Annotated in this window: 17 protein-coding genes; 9 read left to right on the top strand and 8 right to left on the bottom strand. The window is 46.2% G+C overall.

The features are described 5' to 3' along the window. Positions 1–52: 52 nt before the first annotated feature. Positions 53–775: a hypothetical protein gene (locus C9J01_RS01145; protein ID WP_107296271.1), complete on the top strand. Its 723-nt coding sequence runs from the start codon at positions 53–55 to the stop codon at positions 773–775. 7 nt (positions 776–782) lie between these two features. Here the strand turns inward: C9J01_RS01145 and C9J01_RS01150 are convergent, their stop codons facing one another. Beyond that, on the bottom strand, positions 783–1304 hold the full coding sequence (locus tag C9J01_RS01150) for an RNA methyltransferase (protein ID WP_107296272.1): 522 nt from the start codon (positions 1302–1304) through the stop codon (positions 783–785). A gap of 249 nt (positions 1305–1553) precedes the next feature. Here C9J01_RS01150 and C9J01_RS01155 point away from each other — a divergent pair, with 249 nt between their 5' ends. Beyond that, the gene (locus C9J01_RS01155) at positions 1554–3923 is read left to right on the top strand and encodes an ATP-binding protein (RefSeq protein WP_107296273.1); all 2370 of its coding nucleotides are present in this window, start codon (positions 1554–1556) and stop codon (positions 3921–3923) included. Positions 3924–4004: 81 nt separating this feature from the next. On the opposite strand, the gene C9J01_RS01160 is transcribed toward C9J01_RS01155, so the two are convergent. After that, positions 4005–4925, bottom strand: coding sequence for a DMT family transporter (locus tag C9J01_RS01160; RefSeq protein ID WP_107297378.1), 921 nt, complete (start codon positions 4923–4925; stop codon positions 4005–4007). A gap of 261 nt (positions 4926–5186) precedes the next feature. Between C9J01_RS01160 and C9J01_RS01165 the strand changes: the two genes are divergently transcribed. Together C9J01_RS01165 and C9J01_RS01170 are read left to right on the top strand one after the other, a co-directional pair. Continuing rightward, entirely contained in the window at positions 5187–5330 is a 144-nt protein-coding gene (locus tag C9J01_RS01165; protein WP_107296274.1) for a DUF2256 domain-containing protein, read from the top strand. After that, positions 5323–6894, top strand: a complete 1572-nt coding sequence (locus tag C9J01_RS01170) for a cryptochrome/photolyase family protein (RefSeq protein ID WP_107296275.1) — start codon at positions 5323–5325, stop codon at positions 6892–6894. The genes C9J01_RS01165 and C9J01_RS01170 overlap by 8 nt, the downstream gene beginning before the upstream one ends. Positions 6895–6991: 97 nt before the next feature. On the opposite strand, the gene C9J01_RS01175 is transcribed toward C9J01_RS01170, so the two are convergent. Further along, positions 6992–8251 (bottom strand): hydroxymethylglutaryl-CoA reductase, encoded by a 1260-nt coding sequence (locus C9J01_RS01175; RefSeq protein ID WP_107296276.1) that lies wholly within the window; start codon positions 8249–8251, stop codon positions 6992–6994. 95 nt (positions 8252–8346) lie between these two features. Next, positions 8347–8754, bottom strand: coding sequence for a helix-turn-helix domain-containing protein (locus C9J01_RS01180; protein WP_107296277.1), 408 nt, complete (start codon positions 8752–8754; stop codon positions 8347–8349). 102 nt (positions 8755–8856) lie between these two features. On the opposite strand from C9J01_RS01180, the gene C9J01_RS01185 reads away from it, so the two are divergent. After that, positions 8857–9765, top strand: coding sequence for an aldo/keto reductase (locus tag C9J01_RS01185; RefSeq protein ID WP_107296278.1), 909 nt, complete (start codon positions 8857–8859; stop codon positions 9763–9765). 99 nt (positions 9766–9864) lie between these two features. Here C9J01_RS01185 and C9J01_RS01190 read toward each other — a convergent pair whose 3' ends face one another. Together C9J01_RS01190 and C9J01_RS01195 are read right to left on the bottom strand one after the other, a co-directional pair. Then, a complete protein-coding gene (locus tag C9J01_RS01190) occupies positions 9865–10305 on the bottom strand; it encodes a VOC family protein (protein WP_107296279.1) in 441 nt (146 codons plus the stop codon). A gap of 42 nt (positions 10306–10347) precedes the next feature. Next, positions 10348–11025 carry a type 1 glutamine amidotransferase domain-containing protein gene (locus tag C9J01_RS01195; RefSeq protein WP_107296280.1) on the bottom strand — a complete coding sequence of 226 codons (678 nt, stop codon included), beginning with the start codon at positions 11023–11025 and terminating at the stop codon, positions 10348–10350. Positions 11026–11190: 165 nt separating this feature from the next. Between C9J01_RS01195 and C9J01_RS01200 the strand changes: the two genes are divergently transcribed. Further along, the gene (locus tag C9J01_RS01200) at positions 11191–11565 is read left to right on the top strand and encodes a thiol-disulfide oxidoreductase DCC family protein (protein WP_107296281.1); all 375 of its coding nucleotides are present in this window, start codon (positions 11191–11193) and stop codon (positions 11563–11565) included. 53 nt (positions 11566–11618) lie between these two features. Here the strand turns inward: C9J01_RS01200 and C9J01_RS01205 are convergent, their stop codons facing one another. Continuing rightward, complete coding sequence (locus C9J01_RS01205) at positions 11619–12047, bottom strand: MarR family winged helix-turn-helix transcriptional regulator (RefSeq protein WP_107296282.1); 429 nt, start codon at positions 12045–12047, stop codon at positions 11619–11621. Positions 12048–12070: 23 nt separating this feature from the next. Beyond that, on the bottom strand, positions 12071–12700 hold the full coding sequence (locus C9J01_RS01210) for a cytochrome b/b6 domain-containing protein (RefSeq protein WP_107296283.1): 630 nt from the start codon (positions 12698–12700) through the stop codon (positions 12071–12073). A 145-nt stretch (positions 12701–12845) separates the two neighbouring features. Between C9J01_RS01210 and C9J01_RS01215 the strand changes: the two genes are divergently transcribed. The 3 genes from C9J01_RS01215 to C9J01_RS01225 all read left to right on the top strand — a co-directional run bounded on the left by C9J01_RS01215 (position 12846) and on the right by C9J01_RS01225 (position 15190). Beyond that, complete coding sequence (locus C9J01_RS01215; protein ID WP_107296284.1) at positions 12846–13334, top strand: c-type cytochrome; 489 nt, start codon at positions 12846–12848, stop codon at positions 13332–13334. 73 nt (positions 13335–13407) lie between these two features. Continuing rightward, positions 13408–14595 (top strand): MFS transporter, encoded by a 1188-nt coding sequence (locus C9J01_RS01220; protein WP_107296285.1) that lies wholly within the window; start codon positions 13408–13410, stop codon positions 14593–14595. Positions 14596–14734: 139 nt separating this feature from the next. Further along, positions 14735–15190, top strand: a complete 456-nt coding sequence (locus C9J01_RS01225) for a dCMP deaminase family protein (RefSeq protein WP_107296286.1) — start codon at positions 14735–14737, stop codon at positions 15188–15190. Positions 15191–15255: the final 65 nt, after the last annotated feature.

The following is a 15255-nucleotide window of genomic DNA, read 5'->3' on the forward strand; positions in this document are numbered from 1 at the left end:
TTTTAACCTTATCGATGCTTAGGCATCTGTTTTCGATTATTAGGGGGATATTATGCTTGATTTGGCAAATAGCAGCGTGTTGAAGAGTAAGCAGGCGAAAGCGACCACAGCTTCCAATATCATCAAAAACGTGGTTTTGGTCGACTTCATTGAGTTGTATTCACCCGCTGAGATCGAGTTGTTGCAGCAAGCGCAGCAACTCATTGACAATGGTAAAGCCCGTGTACAATCCCTGAAAGAAATACGTAAGCATGAAGAAACGCAAAGAGAGCATGCCGAAGCTGTGCTTCATGAAAAAGCATACAACACGGCGTTGTCTTCCCTTGAAGAGTTATCTTTGTCAGAGCTGTATTTTATGAGTGCTTGCTTTTCGTATTCGTCATCTTCGATTGTTGAGCTGATTCAGGATTATGATCACCAACATTACCTGGCATCAGTTCAGCGATGGTTAGATATTGGCAGTGAAGAAGAGGTACATTTCGAACAATCGCCGGAGGAGGTTCGTGAAGAATGGCAATGTGGTATTGCAAAAGCTGCAGTCGAAATGATCAGTTGGCCATGCTTGAAGTACCATCGCGATTATCAAGAATCCAAGGTGCTGTACGTTGAACCTAAGGGGCTTGGGGATGACTTTCCTCAATCGACTTTTGCAACGGTTATTGAAAATAACCAGTCAAATTTAACAGAAGATTGTTTAACCGTCATACAGATGCTCGCTGCGTATGAAAACAATGCAGCGAACGTTAGGAAGATACTTTCTCAATTAGGCCAGTAGTCTGGCCTTATTTTTTATTCGCTTTTTTCACTACGAGGTTGTTACGGTTATCCCGGCTCTGTCGGATAAGCTCATCCCCCATAATCACATTTTCTGCTTTCGCTAACCGGTCATAGAGTAATACGTTTACCGTTGCGGCTAGGTTCATACAACCGACGGTAGGTACGTAAACAACAGCATCGGCCTGATCAACAACCTCTTGGGCAATTGTGCCGTCCTCGGGGCCAAAGACATACAAAGCATTTTCAGGGTGCTCAAAAGCCGGCAGAGCAGTAGCTCCTTCTGCAAGTTCGACACAAACAATCTTGGTATCGGCAGATAAATCATCCAGTAGCGATTCTACGTTCGTCAGTGGGATCTTATCTGTAATGTCTTTAGTGTCGGTATGGAACTTAGCCGCATATCCGTAGCGGTTGCCCGTATACTTAACAGAATCGACACGATAGCAGCCCGCTGCACGCATTACCGCCCCAACATTAGTAGGGCTTTTAGGGTTGCTTAGTCCAATACTGACTCGGTTGTTTTTCATTGATGATGTCCGCAGAGCTTGTTACAAGCGCGGCATATTAACAGAGAGAAAATGTAAGTGATAGGCGGATAGGCTATGTGCGAGGCTGTAATTGTATAAAAACCTTGTCTTAGTGTGGTTTTTGTTCATAAATACAGCAAACGATACCTATTGGGCTGGTTCGGCAGCAGTAAACGTAGTCTAAGTCACTAAATCATAATAATTTACTGTCTACACTGGATGTAACTGATTGTTTATGGAGGGAGCCATATGACTATTCATCCGCTAAGCAGTGACAAACTGTATCGCGCCTCAGAACTAAATGGCTTGCCTGAAGATTGTAAGTCGACCAAGAACCTGACCCCACTTGATGAAATCGTAGGTCAAGAACGTGCCCAGAAGGCCGTTGAATTTGCTATGTCTATCAAGGAGAAGGGGTACAACATCTATGCTATTGGCCGTAATGGCCTAGGCAAGCGAACAATGGTGTTGCGCTATCTCAATCGCCATGATCCTAATGGAAATGGTAATCCGCTCTATGATTGGTGTTATGTCGCCAACTTTGAAGAGACTCGAAGCCCCAAAATCCTAAAGCTACCTGCAGGTAGTGGTCATGCTTTTAAGAAAGATATTGAAAAGCTGATGACCCGTTTGGTTAAAGCCCTGCCTTTAGCCTTCGATAACGAAATGTATTACAGCCGCTCGGAAAAGTTGAAAAACCAGCTGACTCAAAAGCAGGAGAGTGCGCTGCTAACGCTGACCCAAGAAGCGAAAGAGCATAGTGTTAGCTTGTCGGTTACAACAACAGGTGAGTATCAGTTAATTGCTCTAAACGGTGAAGAACCCCATACCGAAGAAACTTTTGCTCAGCTATCAGATGAAGACCAACAGGCGTTTGAAGATACTATCAACGAGCTTGAGCGCCAACTGCGTGGTATTGTCCGTCAGCTTACAGAGCTAGAAGAAGAGTTCTCGGATAAGATCCAGAAACTCAACGAAGAAGTTGCACTTGATGTGGTCGCGCATTTCATCAAGACACTTAAAGAAGAGTATAAGTCTCTGCCAGAAGTAATAGCCTATCTAAAGGCGATGCAGGCGGATATTCTCGAAAACCTCGATATTTTCTTGGAAGAGAGCGAGGAGCAGGTTGCGCTGGCATATGCTGCGCTGGACAAGAAAATGCCTCGGCGCTATCAGGTCAATGTGCTGGTGAACCAAGACGGCTCTAAGTTTCCAATTGTGGTGGAAGAGAGCCCGAATTATCACTCTATTTTTGGTTATGTGGAAAACGCCACCTATAAAGGCACAGTGTTTACCGATTTTTCACTCATCCGTCCGGGTAGTTTGCACAAGGCCAATGGTGGTGTGCTCTTGATGGATGCGGTGAAGGTACTGGAGCGTCCTTATGTATGGGACGGTCTGAAACGTGCACTGCGTTCTCGCAAGCTCAGTGTGAGTTCTCTTGAGAAGGAAGTGACGTTATCGGGCACTATCTCGTTGGATCCAGAGCCAATCCCGCTCAATGTGAAGATCATCTTGTTCGGTGACTACCAGACCTACCAGTTGCTTCAGCACTATGATCCTGAATTTAGTGAACTATTCCGGGTTACCGCTGATTTTGAAGACGAAATGAACCGTACCGATGAATCAGAGGCTCAGTATGCCAAGTTTATTTCCAGCATCGTTAATGATAACAAGATGTTACACTGCGATCGCAAGGCGATCGGCAGGATCATCGAATACAGTTCGCGCCAGGCCGATGATCAGAACAAACTGTCACTGCATTCAGCGGATATCGCCAACTTGTTGCGTGAATCGAACTACGTTGCTAAGTCGTCCAATGCCACCATGATCAGGGCCAACCATGTCGAGCTTGCCCTGAGCAATCAGGAAATGCGGGTAAGCAGGCTTAAAGATCATGTCATGCAGACCTTTACCAACGGGACGACTCTGATTGATACCGACGGTGAAGCTGTCGGGCAGGTCAATGGCCTGTCGGTTATCTCGACGTCGGATTATCAGTTTGGTTCACCTAACCGTATCACTGCTACGACGTCCTATGGCGAGGGCGGGGTATTTGATATTGAGCGCAGTGTCGATCTGGGTGGTCGTATCCATTCCAAGGGTGTGATGATTTTATCGGCTTACCTTGCGTCTGTATTTGGTCGCAACAAACGCATCCCACTGACTACCCATCTGACGTTTGAGCAGTCTTATGGTGGTGTCGATGGCGATAGCGCGTCGATGGCAGAGCTTTGTGCCATTGTATCGGCATTCTCGCAAATGCCAATTAGGCAGGGTATTGCCATCACAGGTTCTATGAACCAGTTTGGCGCTGCACAGCCAATTGGTGGTGTAAACGAGAAAATTGAAGGCTTCTTCGACGTCTGTGCAATCAAGGGGCGGACGTCAGGGCAAGGTGTGATTATTCCCCAGTGCAATGTTCATAACTTGATGTTGAGAAAAGATATTGTAGAAGCGGTTGAGAAAGGTGACTTCAATATCTGGGCTATTCGCCATGTTACTGAAGCTATTGAAATCCTGATTGGTCAAGCAGCAGGGCAAGCTGGATTGGATGGCATCTATCCGGTCGATAGCGTACTGGGCCAAGCGCAACTGAAACTGAATGCCCTAAGATAAATATCTTTGCTGGTAACACAACAAAAAGACCGCCGATGGCGGTCTTTCTTTTTCGAGCTTTATATTAGTGAAATTCTTGTTTTACTTACTCGGTGCTGCCCGCTGGCTGCCAAAGATATTGATAAGCGTACCGATAATAATCAAACTGCCGCCCAGCAGTGTCCAAACCGAAGGCAATTCATTAAATAGGAATGCGCCTAGCAAGATTGAAAAGACCACTTGGATGTAAGAGTAAGCGGTGGCTTTACTTGCTGCTTCTGTTTGCATTGCCTTGGTTAGGCAAACTTGGCCAATTTGAGTAAAGATACCCACCAGCAACAACAAACCAGCTTCAAATAGTGTTGGCATTTGGATATCGCCACCCAATAGGAAAAGAGAGAGCGGTAGGGCGATGAATGGGAAGTAGAACACGATAACTGAGCTATCTTCACTTTTGCTCAAGCGCTTGACGATGGTGTAGGCAACCGCACTGAAGAATGCGCCAAGCATGGCGATACCAACAGCGAAAGTCGGTAGTTCGACAGCGTTACTTGCCAGCATATTGGGTTTAACCGTAATGACTAAGCCAAGAATACTAAGCACGATACATGCAATGGTTGAGAGCTGGATGCGCTCTTTTAGGAACAGTAGGGCGAGCACTGCCGTAAATACCGGGTGTAGGTACTGAAGAATAGTCGCCTCAGCCAACGGTAGGTGAGCAATGGCGTAGTAGACGCAAATCAGCCCCAGTGTTCCGACGGTTCCTCGAGCGATTAGAAGCGGTTTGTTGTCGCCCCATACCGGAATTTTCTTGCGCTTGATATCAAGATAACTGATGACCAACGAAATGAATGCCCTAGCAGCAACAATTTGGAAAATCGGCATGCCAGTGGAACTGACCAGCTTGACACAGGCAGCCATCAACGCAAAACCAAGTGCAGAGAGCAGCATGAACCTGAGCCCAACAGGGAGTTGGCCCAGAAAAGAGTTTTTCAGGAAAGAGGGAACAAGGGCTTTGTGCATTGGTGAAATTGAAACCTCAGCTGTAATGCAGCCGAAAATGCTGCAAATGATAATGGTAATCGCTGCCGCAAGTTTGCCTGAAAATGATGCACAACGCATTAGATATGTGTGATGAATGCCCTTTGTCGTTATTACTACTTGTAATGAGGTAAGTTGATAAAGGCTCCTTTCTTTTTGTTTTCTAGTGAAATTTTCCTATGATCGATATACCAGTTATAGACGTTTAAGTTCAGTAACTTGGACAATTATTGACAAAGAGCTATGAAGAAATCTCACTTACCAAGCAAACAATGTGCTGTCTGCGGCCTGCCTTTTTCTTGGCGCAAGAAATGGGAGAAGGTGTGGGATGAGGTTAAGTATTGTTCTAAACGTTGCCGAATGCAGAAGAGGGTAAATCATGGATAAGCACTATGAGTGTTTGAGGCTGGTTCTTGGGGATCAATTGAATTTACATCACTCTTGGTTTCAAGAACCGGATGATTGCACTCTATACGTGATCGCAGAGTTGCCACAGGAAATGGATTACGCCTCACATCATATTCAAAAAATCCAAGCCTTCTTCCTAGCGATGCAGCATATGGCAAACTCCTTAACGGAATCTGGGCATCAAGTTTTGCACCTAACGCTGGATGAAACGTCTGAATACGCCGATCTTCCTGATTTGTTAAGTTCGCTAATAACACGCTTACAGTGTCAGCGATTTGAATACCAGCAGCCGGATGAATTTAGGCTACGCCAGCAACTCATCACATTCTGCCAGCAGCAAACGATTTCCACATCATGTGTTGATAGTGAGCACTTCATCGTGCCTTTTCATGATATCCCTCAGTACTTCAACCGAGAAAAAAATGGCCGGTTAGAAACGTTTTATCGAAAGCTCAGGAAGAAGCATCAAATTTTAATGGAAGATGAAGAGAAGCCAGAGGGCGGGAAGTGGAATTTTGATAAAGCGAACAGAGATAAACTCAAACCTAAAGATATAGCTGAGCTGCCATCCCCGCTGCTGTTTGGCAATGATATTTCGGATGTTAACCAGCGCCTAGTTCGCCACAAGGTTAAGAGTATAGGTGTAAGTAGGGATACATTGCTGTGGCCTGTTAATAGGGAGCAATCGCTGCAACTGTTGGACTTCTTCTGTACTCACTGCTTACCAAATTTCGGCCGTTTTCAGGATGCTATGACATGTCAGGCTGACGACTTAGTGGATGAAAAACAATGGAGTTTGTATCACTCCCGGTTGTCGTTTGCTTTGAACAGTAAAATCATAAGTCCGCTAGAGGTAATTGAATGTGCAATCGACCACTACCGTTCAGGCGAGGCGATCAATATCGCCCAGATTGAAGGGTTCGTCAGGCAAATCCTCGGTTGGCGAGAGTTCGTACGAGGGATTTATTGGACCCATATGCCGGACTATGCCAAGCATAATCATCTCGAAGCTAGCCGAAAACTGCCTAGCTGGTTTTGGAGCGGTGAAACCAAGATGAACTGTCTCCATCATGCCATATCTCAATCCCTTGAGTACGGCTACGCCCACCATATACAGCGGTTAATGGTCACCGGTAATTTTTGCATGATAGCAGGCATTGACCCCAGTGAAGTCGATGCTTGGTACCTTGGCATCTACGTGGACGCTATCGAATGGGTTGAGATGCCAAATACCCGCGGTATGAGCCAATATGCCGATGGGGGGATTGTAGGTAGTAAGGCTTATGCTGCCAGCGGTAACTACATCAATAAAATGAGCGATTACTGCCAGCATTGCCATTACCAGGTAAAAGAAAAAACGGCAGAAAATGCTTGCCCGCTAAATAGTTTGTACTGGCATTTTATGACACAGCATCGTGAGCAGTTTGAACGAAACCCAAGGGTGGGGATGGTGTATCGAAATTGGGATAACCAACCTGATGAAAACCAGCAAGCGGTACTAGATAAAGCCAAACAGCTGTTGATAGATATTGAGCAGCTTTGATGAACCCCCGCCTTTTTCACCAACGTATTCGGTTTCTAGAACCAGCCTTTACCCGTTGAACTAGGTAAAAAGCTGGTTTTAGATGCAAATAGTAAGCTTAGCGGGCAAGTTTGTGGTGTGCTCGGGAGAAGTGCCCGGCACAAAAAGCGCCAACAATGGAGAGTTCTCCAGCCAGGCACAATGCAGCACAGACCTCAGATAGCGCCTGAGAATTGCCAGAGCCATGTAGGCCAAGCAAGTCGAGGCAAGCTTTTTGGCTAGGTAGAGATGTCCCACCACCGACAGTGCCTACCATTAGATTTGGCAGGGTTACCGACGCATATAATCCGCCGTGTTGGTTGACTTCGATACGGGTAATGCCGACGGCTGATTCAGCCACACAAGCTGCATCTTGACCGCAAGCGATATAAAAAGCCGCAAGTGCATTAGCATAGTGGGCATTGATACCGATACTGCCACTGAGCGTGCCGCCGATAGTATTCATGCGGGCAAACTCTGCCATCTTTTGTGGCGTGGTGTGCAGCATCTTCTCAACCAGTTCTTTGTCGATATTGACTTCGGCTGTGACTTTCTTGCCGCGTACGCCACGTAGCGTCTGGGCTGTTGCCTTCTTATCTCCTGATAAGTTGCCATCAAGAAAGGCTTCAAGCGGTGTGATTGGAGAATGGTGCAAGATATGCTCAAACACAGCATTGGTGGAGATGGTCACCATGTTCTGGCCTGAAGCATCACCCGTCAGGTACTCGAACACAAGGTAAACGTGATTACCTTCGATGTTAACACTGATATCGGCCAATTTACCGTGGCGGGTGGTAGATTCGGCAATGCGGCGGAATTCATCATATTGGGTTACGACCCAAGCAACAAATTGCCCAGCTTGTGCCAAGTCATAAAAGGCAAAACACGGAGTACGGGTAACCCCTTCATTTAGCAGCATAGCACTAGCACCACCGGCTTGGGTGATCAGCTGAGACCCACGGTTATAGGAAGCGACAAGTGCGGCCTCGGTGGTCGCGAGAGGGACATGAAAATCGTTTTGAGCAAACAGGCCGTTTACACGTAAAGGACCTGCAATGCCGATAGGCATTTTGACTGTGCCAATGAAGTTTTCGATGTTTTTGTTATAGCAGAGCATCTGCTCTTGCGTGTGTCCATCGAGCAGTTGTGCTTTGGCTTCTTCGTTGTCGAGCATCTGCCAGCGTCGCTCTACCGCCTTGGGGGTGAGGTAGGGAGTACGTGGCTGTTTATTTTCCGGCTTGGCAAAGTTAGAACCAAGGCGTTGCTGCAGCTCGTCCGCAGTGAAGTCATTGACCACGGTTTTCATGTGGTCACGTCGATGGAGATTTAGTTTTGGCATAGCAGTACTTCTTAGCTAATGACTGCGGCGGATTGTAACCCCCTAATATAAAAACACTACTCCTGCCAGTTGGGAAATTCGCGTGCTGACAGAAATCATTCAGGTTTATCTTGTTTAGCGACATTAAGGAATGTTGCCATCCCGCTGATATCTAAGTAACCATCAGATTTTTTATGGGTTCGGAGGTACTGGTAGCCTGTCACAATTTTTAACAGATTATCTGATTCAGTATCGCTGATTTTTTTACCGTTCACATGCTCAAAAGCGGCATTAAGTGCCGGCTTGTCGACAACTTCGGCTTGTCGGTAAAGGTAGCCGCAACCTGTTGCCAGCCATTCCAGTGAGCAATTTGCCCGCATGGCGATTTGGTTGGCCTTGGCTAAACTTGGTTCACTGCCTTTGAGGTATTTGCGGATTAAGGCTTCGCTGATATCAACCCTGCGGGCAAAACCGCTGATGCTTTCTTCGCCAATTAAGGTTTTGAGGCGGAAGGAAAAAGTCATAGTTCGTACTCCAGTTCGAAGGTTAGGATTTATATCATTGCCTCCTTGGCGGAACAAGCCTAGGATGGATGGCGATTTTTGAGTAAACGGAGTTAAGTCCAGATGGTGGCAAAAGTTGAACTCACCCCGAACGGGCAGCAGTTTTCTGAGTTAGTTCAAGGGTATTGGCGTCTAGCTGATTGGAATATGACCCCACAGGAGCGATTGAGTTTCCTGAAACAGCATATTGAACTGGGTGTTACGACTGTCGATCATGCCGATATCTATGGCAACTACAGTTGTGAGCATTTGTTCGGTGAGGCGTTGGCGATTGAGCCTAGTGTTCGCGATCAAATTGAAATCGTGACCAAGTGCGATATTAATCTTTGTAGCGACTTGGTACCAGAGCGTAAGATCAACCACTACGATACCAGCAAACAGCACATCGTTAACTCGGTGAACAACTCATTGTCTCGATTGAATATCGAGAATATTGATGTTTTGCTTATCCACCGTCCGGATGTATTGATGGATGCTGACGAAGTTGCCGAAGCGTTCGCCGAGCTGAAGCAGCAGGGCAAAGTGAACCACTTCGGTGTGTCTAACTTCACACCTTCGCAGTTCGAGTTGCTGCAGTCCCGCTTGGATGCGCCTCTGGTAACCAACCAGGTTGAGATCAACCCGCTGAATTTCGAAGTGGCCCATGATGGTACACTTGATCAACTGCAGATGAAGCGTGTTAAACCTATGGCTTGGTCCTGCTTGGGCGGCGGCGCCATTTTCTCAGGTCAGTCAGAACAGCAAGTCCGAGTTCGCAATGAGCTGGAAGCGATTCGCGAAGAAGTTGGTGCCGAGAGTATTGACCAGGTAATTTATGCTTGGGTACGTCGCTTGCCATCCAATCCGCTGCCGATCATCGGTTCAGGTAAAATTGAGCGGGTACAAGCGGCGGTAGATGCGCTGAATATTACTCTGACGCGCGAGCAGTGGTACCGTGTCTGGGTTGCATCAAAAGGTCATGGTGTGCCATAGAGCCAGTGGTTTCGTGCTAGGTACAATCATCTAATAGATGCGAAATACTGAAAGGCCCTTACTTGATAGTAAGGGCCTTTTGTTTCATTTAAAAATGAATTACCACTGACCGGTATTTTCCATTGAAACCCAAGGCTCTGCTGGGGCGAGTGCCTCGCCTTTTTGCAATAGCTCAATAGAAATACCATCTGGTGAGCGGACAAATGCCATATGGCCGTCACGAGGTGGACGGTTGATGGTTACACCATTTGCCTTAAGATGTGCACACAAGTCATAAATGTTGTCGACTCGGAATGCTAAGTGACCGAAGTTACGTCCACCGGCGTACTCTTCAGGATCCCAATTGTAGGTCAGTTCAACCAAAGGTGAGCTGGTGGTCTTGGCGTTTTCTGCATCGCCAGGAGCAGCAAGGAAGACCAGAGTAAAGCGACCTTTTTCGCTTTCTTTGCGGTTGGTTTCAACCAAGCCCAGTTTATTACAGTAGAAATCTAGCGATGCATCGAGATCGCTGACCCGTACCATTGTGTGTAAATATTCCATTGTACATCCTGTTATTGTTAGCTATTGCTCATCGCCAAGTTACTATTCTAACAGTAATTCTGCAACGGCTTCGCCAACACCATTAGCTGATTGAGGGTTTTGGCCGGTGATAAGGTGTCCGTCGATAACAACATTATTGGCCCATGCATCAGCGCCAATAAATGTGGCATTGGCTTGCTTTAGCTTGTCTTCAAGCGAGAAAGGAACAACGCCTGTAAGCCCAACAGCTTCTTCTTCCTCATTGGTAAAGCCGGTGACTTTCATGTTGGCAATAAGATGGTCGCCATTACCGTAAGTCATGTTAACCAAAGCAGCAGGGCCATGGCAGATGGCAGCTAAAATGCCATTTTGCTGATAGATGGCAATGGCGACACGTTTCACGTGTTCGTCATCGGGAAAGTCCCACATGGTGCCGTGACCGCCGGCAAAAATGATAGCCTGATAATCAGAGGGCATAATGTTATTAAGGGAGTGGCTGTTTTTTAATTGCTCGACAAGATCGGGGTTTGCCAGAAAGCGTGCGTTGGATTCATCTTCTTCATCCCAACTCTTTGGATCAATGGGTGTTTCTCCACCTGCGATTGAAACAATATCCACTTCGATCCCTTTGTCTACCAGTGCAAAGTAGGGATGGGTTAATTCCGATAGCCAGAAACCCGTCGTTGTTCCTGTATTGCCTAATGCTGCATGGCTGGTAACTACTATCAATGCTTTTGCCATAATCATACTCCCTTAAGTAAGAGATAAACTCACAGCGAAAGCATAGTATACCTACATGACTTCATGTCAGAGTCTATTGGGATAAGCGGTGTATGCCGCTGTTAAGCCTGCTCGCTACACTTAACAGAGGCGAGAGTATTTTGGGGTGAATGCAGGAGAACGGAGATGCCAAAGCGAAAGTTGACCATATTCTATGATGGTGCCTGTCCAAGTTGTGTCAATGACCGCAATTGGTTTGAGCGCCGCCTCAGTCAGCCAGAGCATGTTGATTGGTATGATATTACGGGTAGAGACGCGGACTTGAAAGCGATAGGTATAGACCCAGAACTCGCAATCAGGGAATTGCATGTCATGAATGCTAAGGGGGAAATCCTCAAAGAGCTTGATGCCTATATCTTGCTGTTTGATCAGGTATGGTATTTACGCCCCATAGCAATGATAGTGGCACTACCTTTTGTAAAAAAGCGGCTATCTCGTTGGTACAGAACAACGGTAGATCGTCGCTTGGCTAGCCAGGGGCGGATAGAAAGCGATAAATGAAGGTAAGTGCCTAAACTGGACTCACCTTCATATAAAGCGACATATCTCTCTTGTTAGAGGGCTTTGACCATTTTCTGCAAGAGTGAAATTAATTGCTGTTTCTCATCTGTATCTAAGCTGCTCAGAGCCTGCTCATTGATAGCGACGGGAATTGGCAATAAGTCCGATTTTAACTCACGTCCTTTTTCGGTCAGAAATATGCGGAATGAGCGGCGACTATTCGGGTCGTTTTGCCTTTCAACTAGACCTAGTTTTTCAAGCTTATCGATAGTTCGTGTCGTCGTTGAGTTCTCAACTTTAGATTTTTGCGATATCTCAGTTTGGGTAACTCCTTCCTCCTCCCATAAGCACATAAGCGTTGGCCAGAGTGCGATAGTAAGCCCATGTTTCTTTAATTCTGTGTCGAAAGTCCTTGCCGCATTGTTGGCGACAACATTGATCAGCCACCCGAAGCTGGACTGTCGGTCAAATTCTTGTGTCATAAGGGGAGACTAACCTTTATGGATTATAAACTGGCAACTATTGCTATTGTAACTGATAGGGCTGCAACAAACAGTACCAACGCTTTTAGATTACTCGCAAAATGCAGCTTACCTGATTGGAAAGGCTCAGGGGGAGTTTGCTTGCCGGTGATCATGGCGAGTACCAACGGTTTTTTGCGTAACTTGTAAATGACTATTGCTGCCAGGTGGATAACAACAAGCCCAACCAAGGTTTTGGCAACAAAAACATGGATCTCTTCAACTATGTAGTAGAACTGATCGCTCAAGATATTATCAAGTAACGAGAAGTTATCGAACCAACCGGCTAGCGCCAAACCACTCAGGCATTGGATAATCAAAAGTGTGAGTAGGGCAAAGACCATCAAACCGCCAGCAGGGTTATGCCCCGGTTTTGGTGAGTGTTTCCCTTTTAGATAGTTCAGTACCACGCGTGGTGAGCGGATAAATTGCGAAAATCGACTCGTTTCACTGCCAAACACTCCCCAGCAGATCCGCCACAGCAGAAGAGAAAGTAATGCTAGTCCGAACGTAACATGGGGACCTCCGCCATTGAAGCCGCTCATTGCAACAAGGGTGAAGAGTAATGCCTGTAGCCAGTGGTAAAGCCTTGTTGGTAAATCCCAAATCTTCATAGTCTTTGACCTTTTTTAAGTAGTTCCGATTTGTTGATGAAGTGAATTTACACTGCAATAGTTGCAATTGCAACTATTGCAGTGTAAATTTATCCCGTCGAAACAGAATGACTAATTACAACAAGCTACAAAATGGGAGTGACGAATGATGATGAAGCAAAGAAAATCTGTAGTGGTGGGTGTCGCGTTGGGACTTGGCCTCAGTTTCTCTACTGTCTCGCTAGCAACTAGCGCTGGAGGGCAACAAGATACCCAGTCAAGTGCTGCGCAGAGTATCGAACAACGCCAACAGGCCTTTGTCCAAATTGAATCGGGTGCCAAGCTGGCAGGAAAGACGCTCGATAATAAACAAGTCGATTGGGAGGGCCTGGAGCAAATTTCACAAGAGTTGCATCAATCATCGGTAAGCTTGCATTCTTTGTTCCCAGAGGGAAGCCAGCAAGGCAGCAAAGCCAAAGAGAAGGTCTGGAAAGACAAAGCAAAATTCGAACGTTCATTAAACCAAATGGATGCGGGGTTTGAGCAGTTGTACCAGGCAACTCTGACAGCAGATAAAAAAGTCGCTCAGCAAGGGCTAAAGAGTGCCCAATCTACATGTAAAGCGTGTCACCGCCAGTATCGTTCACGTTGGTAGTAGCAATTATTCTCTTAGCCTTTTTTAACTGTGCTGTTAAGCTAGTTGAATATTGATTCAACAGTAGAAAAACATGCAAACACATTATCAGGGAAAAGGGTGGAAGACGCCTGAGGTATTTTTGGTATTAATTTCAATTATTGTACCTGTGGCATTTTCAAGTTGGCAGGCACTATTGAATAACTTTGTTATCGAGGAGGCGTCTTTTACAGGGGCTGATATCGGCTTATTACAAAGTGTACGTGAAATACCGGGCTTTCTGGCCTTTACAGCTGTCTTCGTTTTACTGTTTATTCGTGAGCAGAGGTTTATGTTGCTCTCGCTTGCGATGCTGACGATCGGAGTCGCGATTACCGGCTTTTTCCCATCAGTGTTCGGCCTATTAATGACAACCCTGTTAATGTCTACCGGGTTCCATTACTTTGAAACGCTCAAACAGTCTTTATCCCTGCAATGGCTGAGTAAAGAAGAGGCACCAGAGGTACTGGGTAAACTTATTTCGGTCGGTGCCTTGGCTTCACTTTGCACATACGGTGCCTTATGGCTGATGCTTGAGCAGTTTGAAATGTCATTTAAGTGGGTTTACCTCATTACGGGCATGGCGGCTTTTGCGGTATTGGTTTTTATTGCAGTGACATTTCCTGAATTTAAAAGTGAAACCGTACAGAACAAGAAGCTGGTTTTACGCAAACGTTACTGGCTATATTATGCGTTAACCTTCATGAGTGGTGCTCGCCGTCAGATCTTCATTGTGTTTGCTGGTTTCCTGATGGTCGAGAAGTTCGGTTATTCTGCCGCAGATATCACTTTGTTGTTCTTAATCAATTATCTATTCAATTGGCTATTTGCCAAAAAAATTGGCCGCTTTATCGGTAAAGTCGGTGAGCGCAAGGCATTGGTATTTGAATATGTGGGCTTAATCGGTGTCTTTGCAGGGTATGCGGTTGTGGAGCAGGCTGAAATGGCGGCAGCGCTATATGTGGTTGACCATTTATTTTTTGCCCTAGCGTTGGCAATGAAAACCTACTTCCAGAAAATTGCCGACCCCGCTGATATGGCTTCAACTGCCGGGGTCGCATTTACCATCAACCACATTGCAGCGGTTGTTATTCCGGTTAGCTTCGGGCTACTCTGGCTTACGTCGCCTGCCGCAGTGTTTTTCGCTGGTGCCGCGATGGCTGGTGTGTCACTGCTTTTGTCACTGAATATCCCTGCCAAACCCGAGGAAGGCAATGAAGTCAGGGTATTGGCTTGGCGTTAAAATACACATTCATTGACAAGGTCGGACTTGAGCGACACGCATAAGTTTTGCATCATATATCCCATTGATTTCAAGACTTGCCCGCTGGCATAGCTTGAACTCCTGGAATAACACCTATAAAGAGTAAAAGGTAAAGATCATGATTTCGAAATGGGCAGTGCGCTTTTTTCAAATGGCGGAGCTAGTAGGCTCATGGAGTAAAGATCCTTCGACCCAAGTTGGTGCTGTTATTACCAAAGGGAACCGAATTGTATCGGTAGGCTTTAATGGCTATCCCCATGGTGTATCAGACAGTGCCGATACTGATGACCGCGAGATGAAGCTTTTGAAAACGCTTCATGCGGAAGAGAATGCCATTTTGTTTGCTAAGCGAGATTTGGCCGACTGTGATATCTGGGTGACTCACTTTCCTTGCCCAAATTGTGCAGCAAAAATTATTCAGACCGGCATTTCAACTGTCCATTGTCCTGAACAGACAGAAGACTTCCTGTCACGTTGGGGTGATAAAATCCAAGTTAGTCAGGAAATGTTTGAGCAGGCTGGAGTAAGAGTAAACTGGTTACCACTGGCTGAACTTGACCGTAAAGCAAACTAACTTCAGCAAGTGAACGATCACCAAAAAGGAAAGAGGCTGCACAGTGCAGCCTCTTTTTTATTTTT

Origin of the sequence: Photobacterium rosenbergii (genome assembly GCF_003026455.1) — a bacterium.
In the GTDB taxonomy this organism is placed as follows: domain Bacteria; phylum Pseudomonadota; class Gammaproteobacteria; order Enterobacterales; family Vibrionaceae; genus Photobacterium; species Photobacterium rosenbergii.

What these genes read in the sequence shown, in the direction of transcription:
- C9J01_RS01220 (WP_107296285.1), top strand. Translation starts at nt 13,408, where the DNA reads ATGCAAACACATTATCAGGGAAAAGGGTGGAAGACGCCTGAGGTATTT.
- C9J01_RS01175 (WP_107296276.1), bottom strand. Translation starts at nt 8,251, where the DNA reads ATGCCAAAACTAAATCTCCATCGACGTGACCACATGAAAACCGTGGTC.
- C9J01_RS01170 (WP_107296275.1), top strand. Translation starts at nt 5,323, where the DNA reads ATGGATAAGCACTATGAGTGTTTGAGGCTGGTTCTTGGGGATCAATTG.
- C9J01_RS01225 (WP_107296286.1), top strand. Translation starts at nt 14,735, where the DNA reads ATGATTTCGAAATGGGCAGTGCGCTTTTTTCAAATGGCGGAGCTAGTA.
- C9J01_RS01185 (WP_107296278.1), top strand. Translation starts at nt 8,857, where the DNA reads ATGGTGGCAAAAGTTGAACTCACCCCGAACGGGCAGCAGTTTTCTGAG.
- C9J01_RS01145 (WP_107296271.1), top strand. Translation starts at nt 53, where the DNA reads ATGCTTGATTTGGCAAATAGCAGCGTGTTGAAGAGTAAGCAGGCGAAA.
- C9J01_RS01160 (WP_107297378.1), bottom strand. Translation starts at nt 4,925, where the DNA reads ATGCACAAAGCCCTTGTTCCCTCTTTCCTGAAAAACTCTTTTCTGGGC.
- C9J01_RS01200 (WP_107296281.1), top strand. Translation starts at nt 11,191, where the DNA reads ATGCCAAAGCGAAAGTTGACCATATTCTATGATGGTGCCTGTCCAAGT.
- C9J01_RS01195 (WP_107296280.1), bottom strand. Translation starts at nt 11,025, where the DNA reads ATGGCAAAAGCATTGATAGTAGTTACCAGCCATGCAGCATTAGGCAAT.
- C9J01_RS01215 (WP_107296284.1), top strand. Translation starts at nt 12,846, where the DNA reads ATGATGATGAAGCAAAGAAAATCTGTAGTGGTGGGTGTCGCGTTGGGA.
- C9J01_RS01190 (WP_107296279.1), bottom strand. Translation starts at nt 10,305, where the DNA reads ATGGAATATTTACACACAATGGTACGGGTCAGCGATCTCGATGCATCG.
- C9J01_RS01155 (WP_107296273.1), top strand. Translation starts at nt 1,554, where the DNA reads ATGACTATTCATCCGCTAAGCAGTGACAAACTGTATCGCGCCTCAGAA.
- C9J01_RS01180 (WP_107296277.1), bottom strand. Translation starts at nt 8,754, where the DNA reads ATGACTTTTTCCTTCCGCCTCAAAACCTTAATTGGCGAAGAAAGCATC.
- C9J01_RS01165 (WP_107296274.1), top strand. Translation starts at nt 5,187, where the DNA reads ATGAAGAAATCTCACTTACCAAGCAAACAATGTGCTGTCTGCGGCCTG.
- C9J01_RS01210 (WP_107296283.1), bottom strand. Translation starts at nt 12,700, where the DNA reads ATGAAGATTTGGGATTTACCAACAAGGCTTTACCACTGGCTACAGGCA.
- C9J01_RS01205 (WP_107296282.1), bottom strand. Translation starts at nt 12,047, where the DNA reads ATGACACAAGAATTTGACCGACAGTCCAGCTTCGGGTGGCTGATCAAT.
- C9J01_RS01150 (WP_107296272.1), bottom strand. Translation starts at nt 1,304, where the DNA reads ATGAAAAACAACCGAGTCAGTATTGGACTAAGCAACCCTAAAAGCCCT.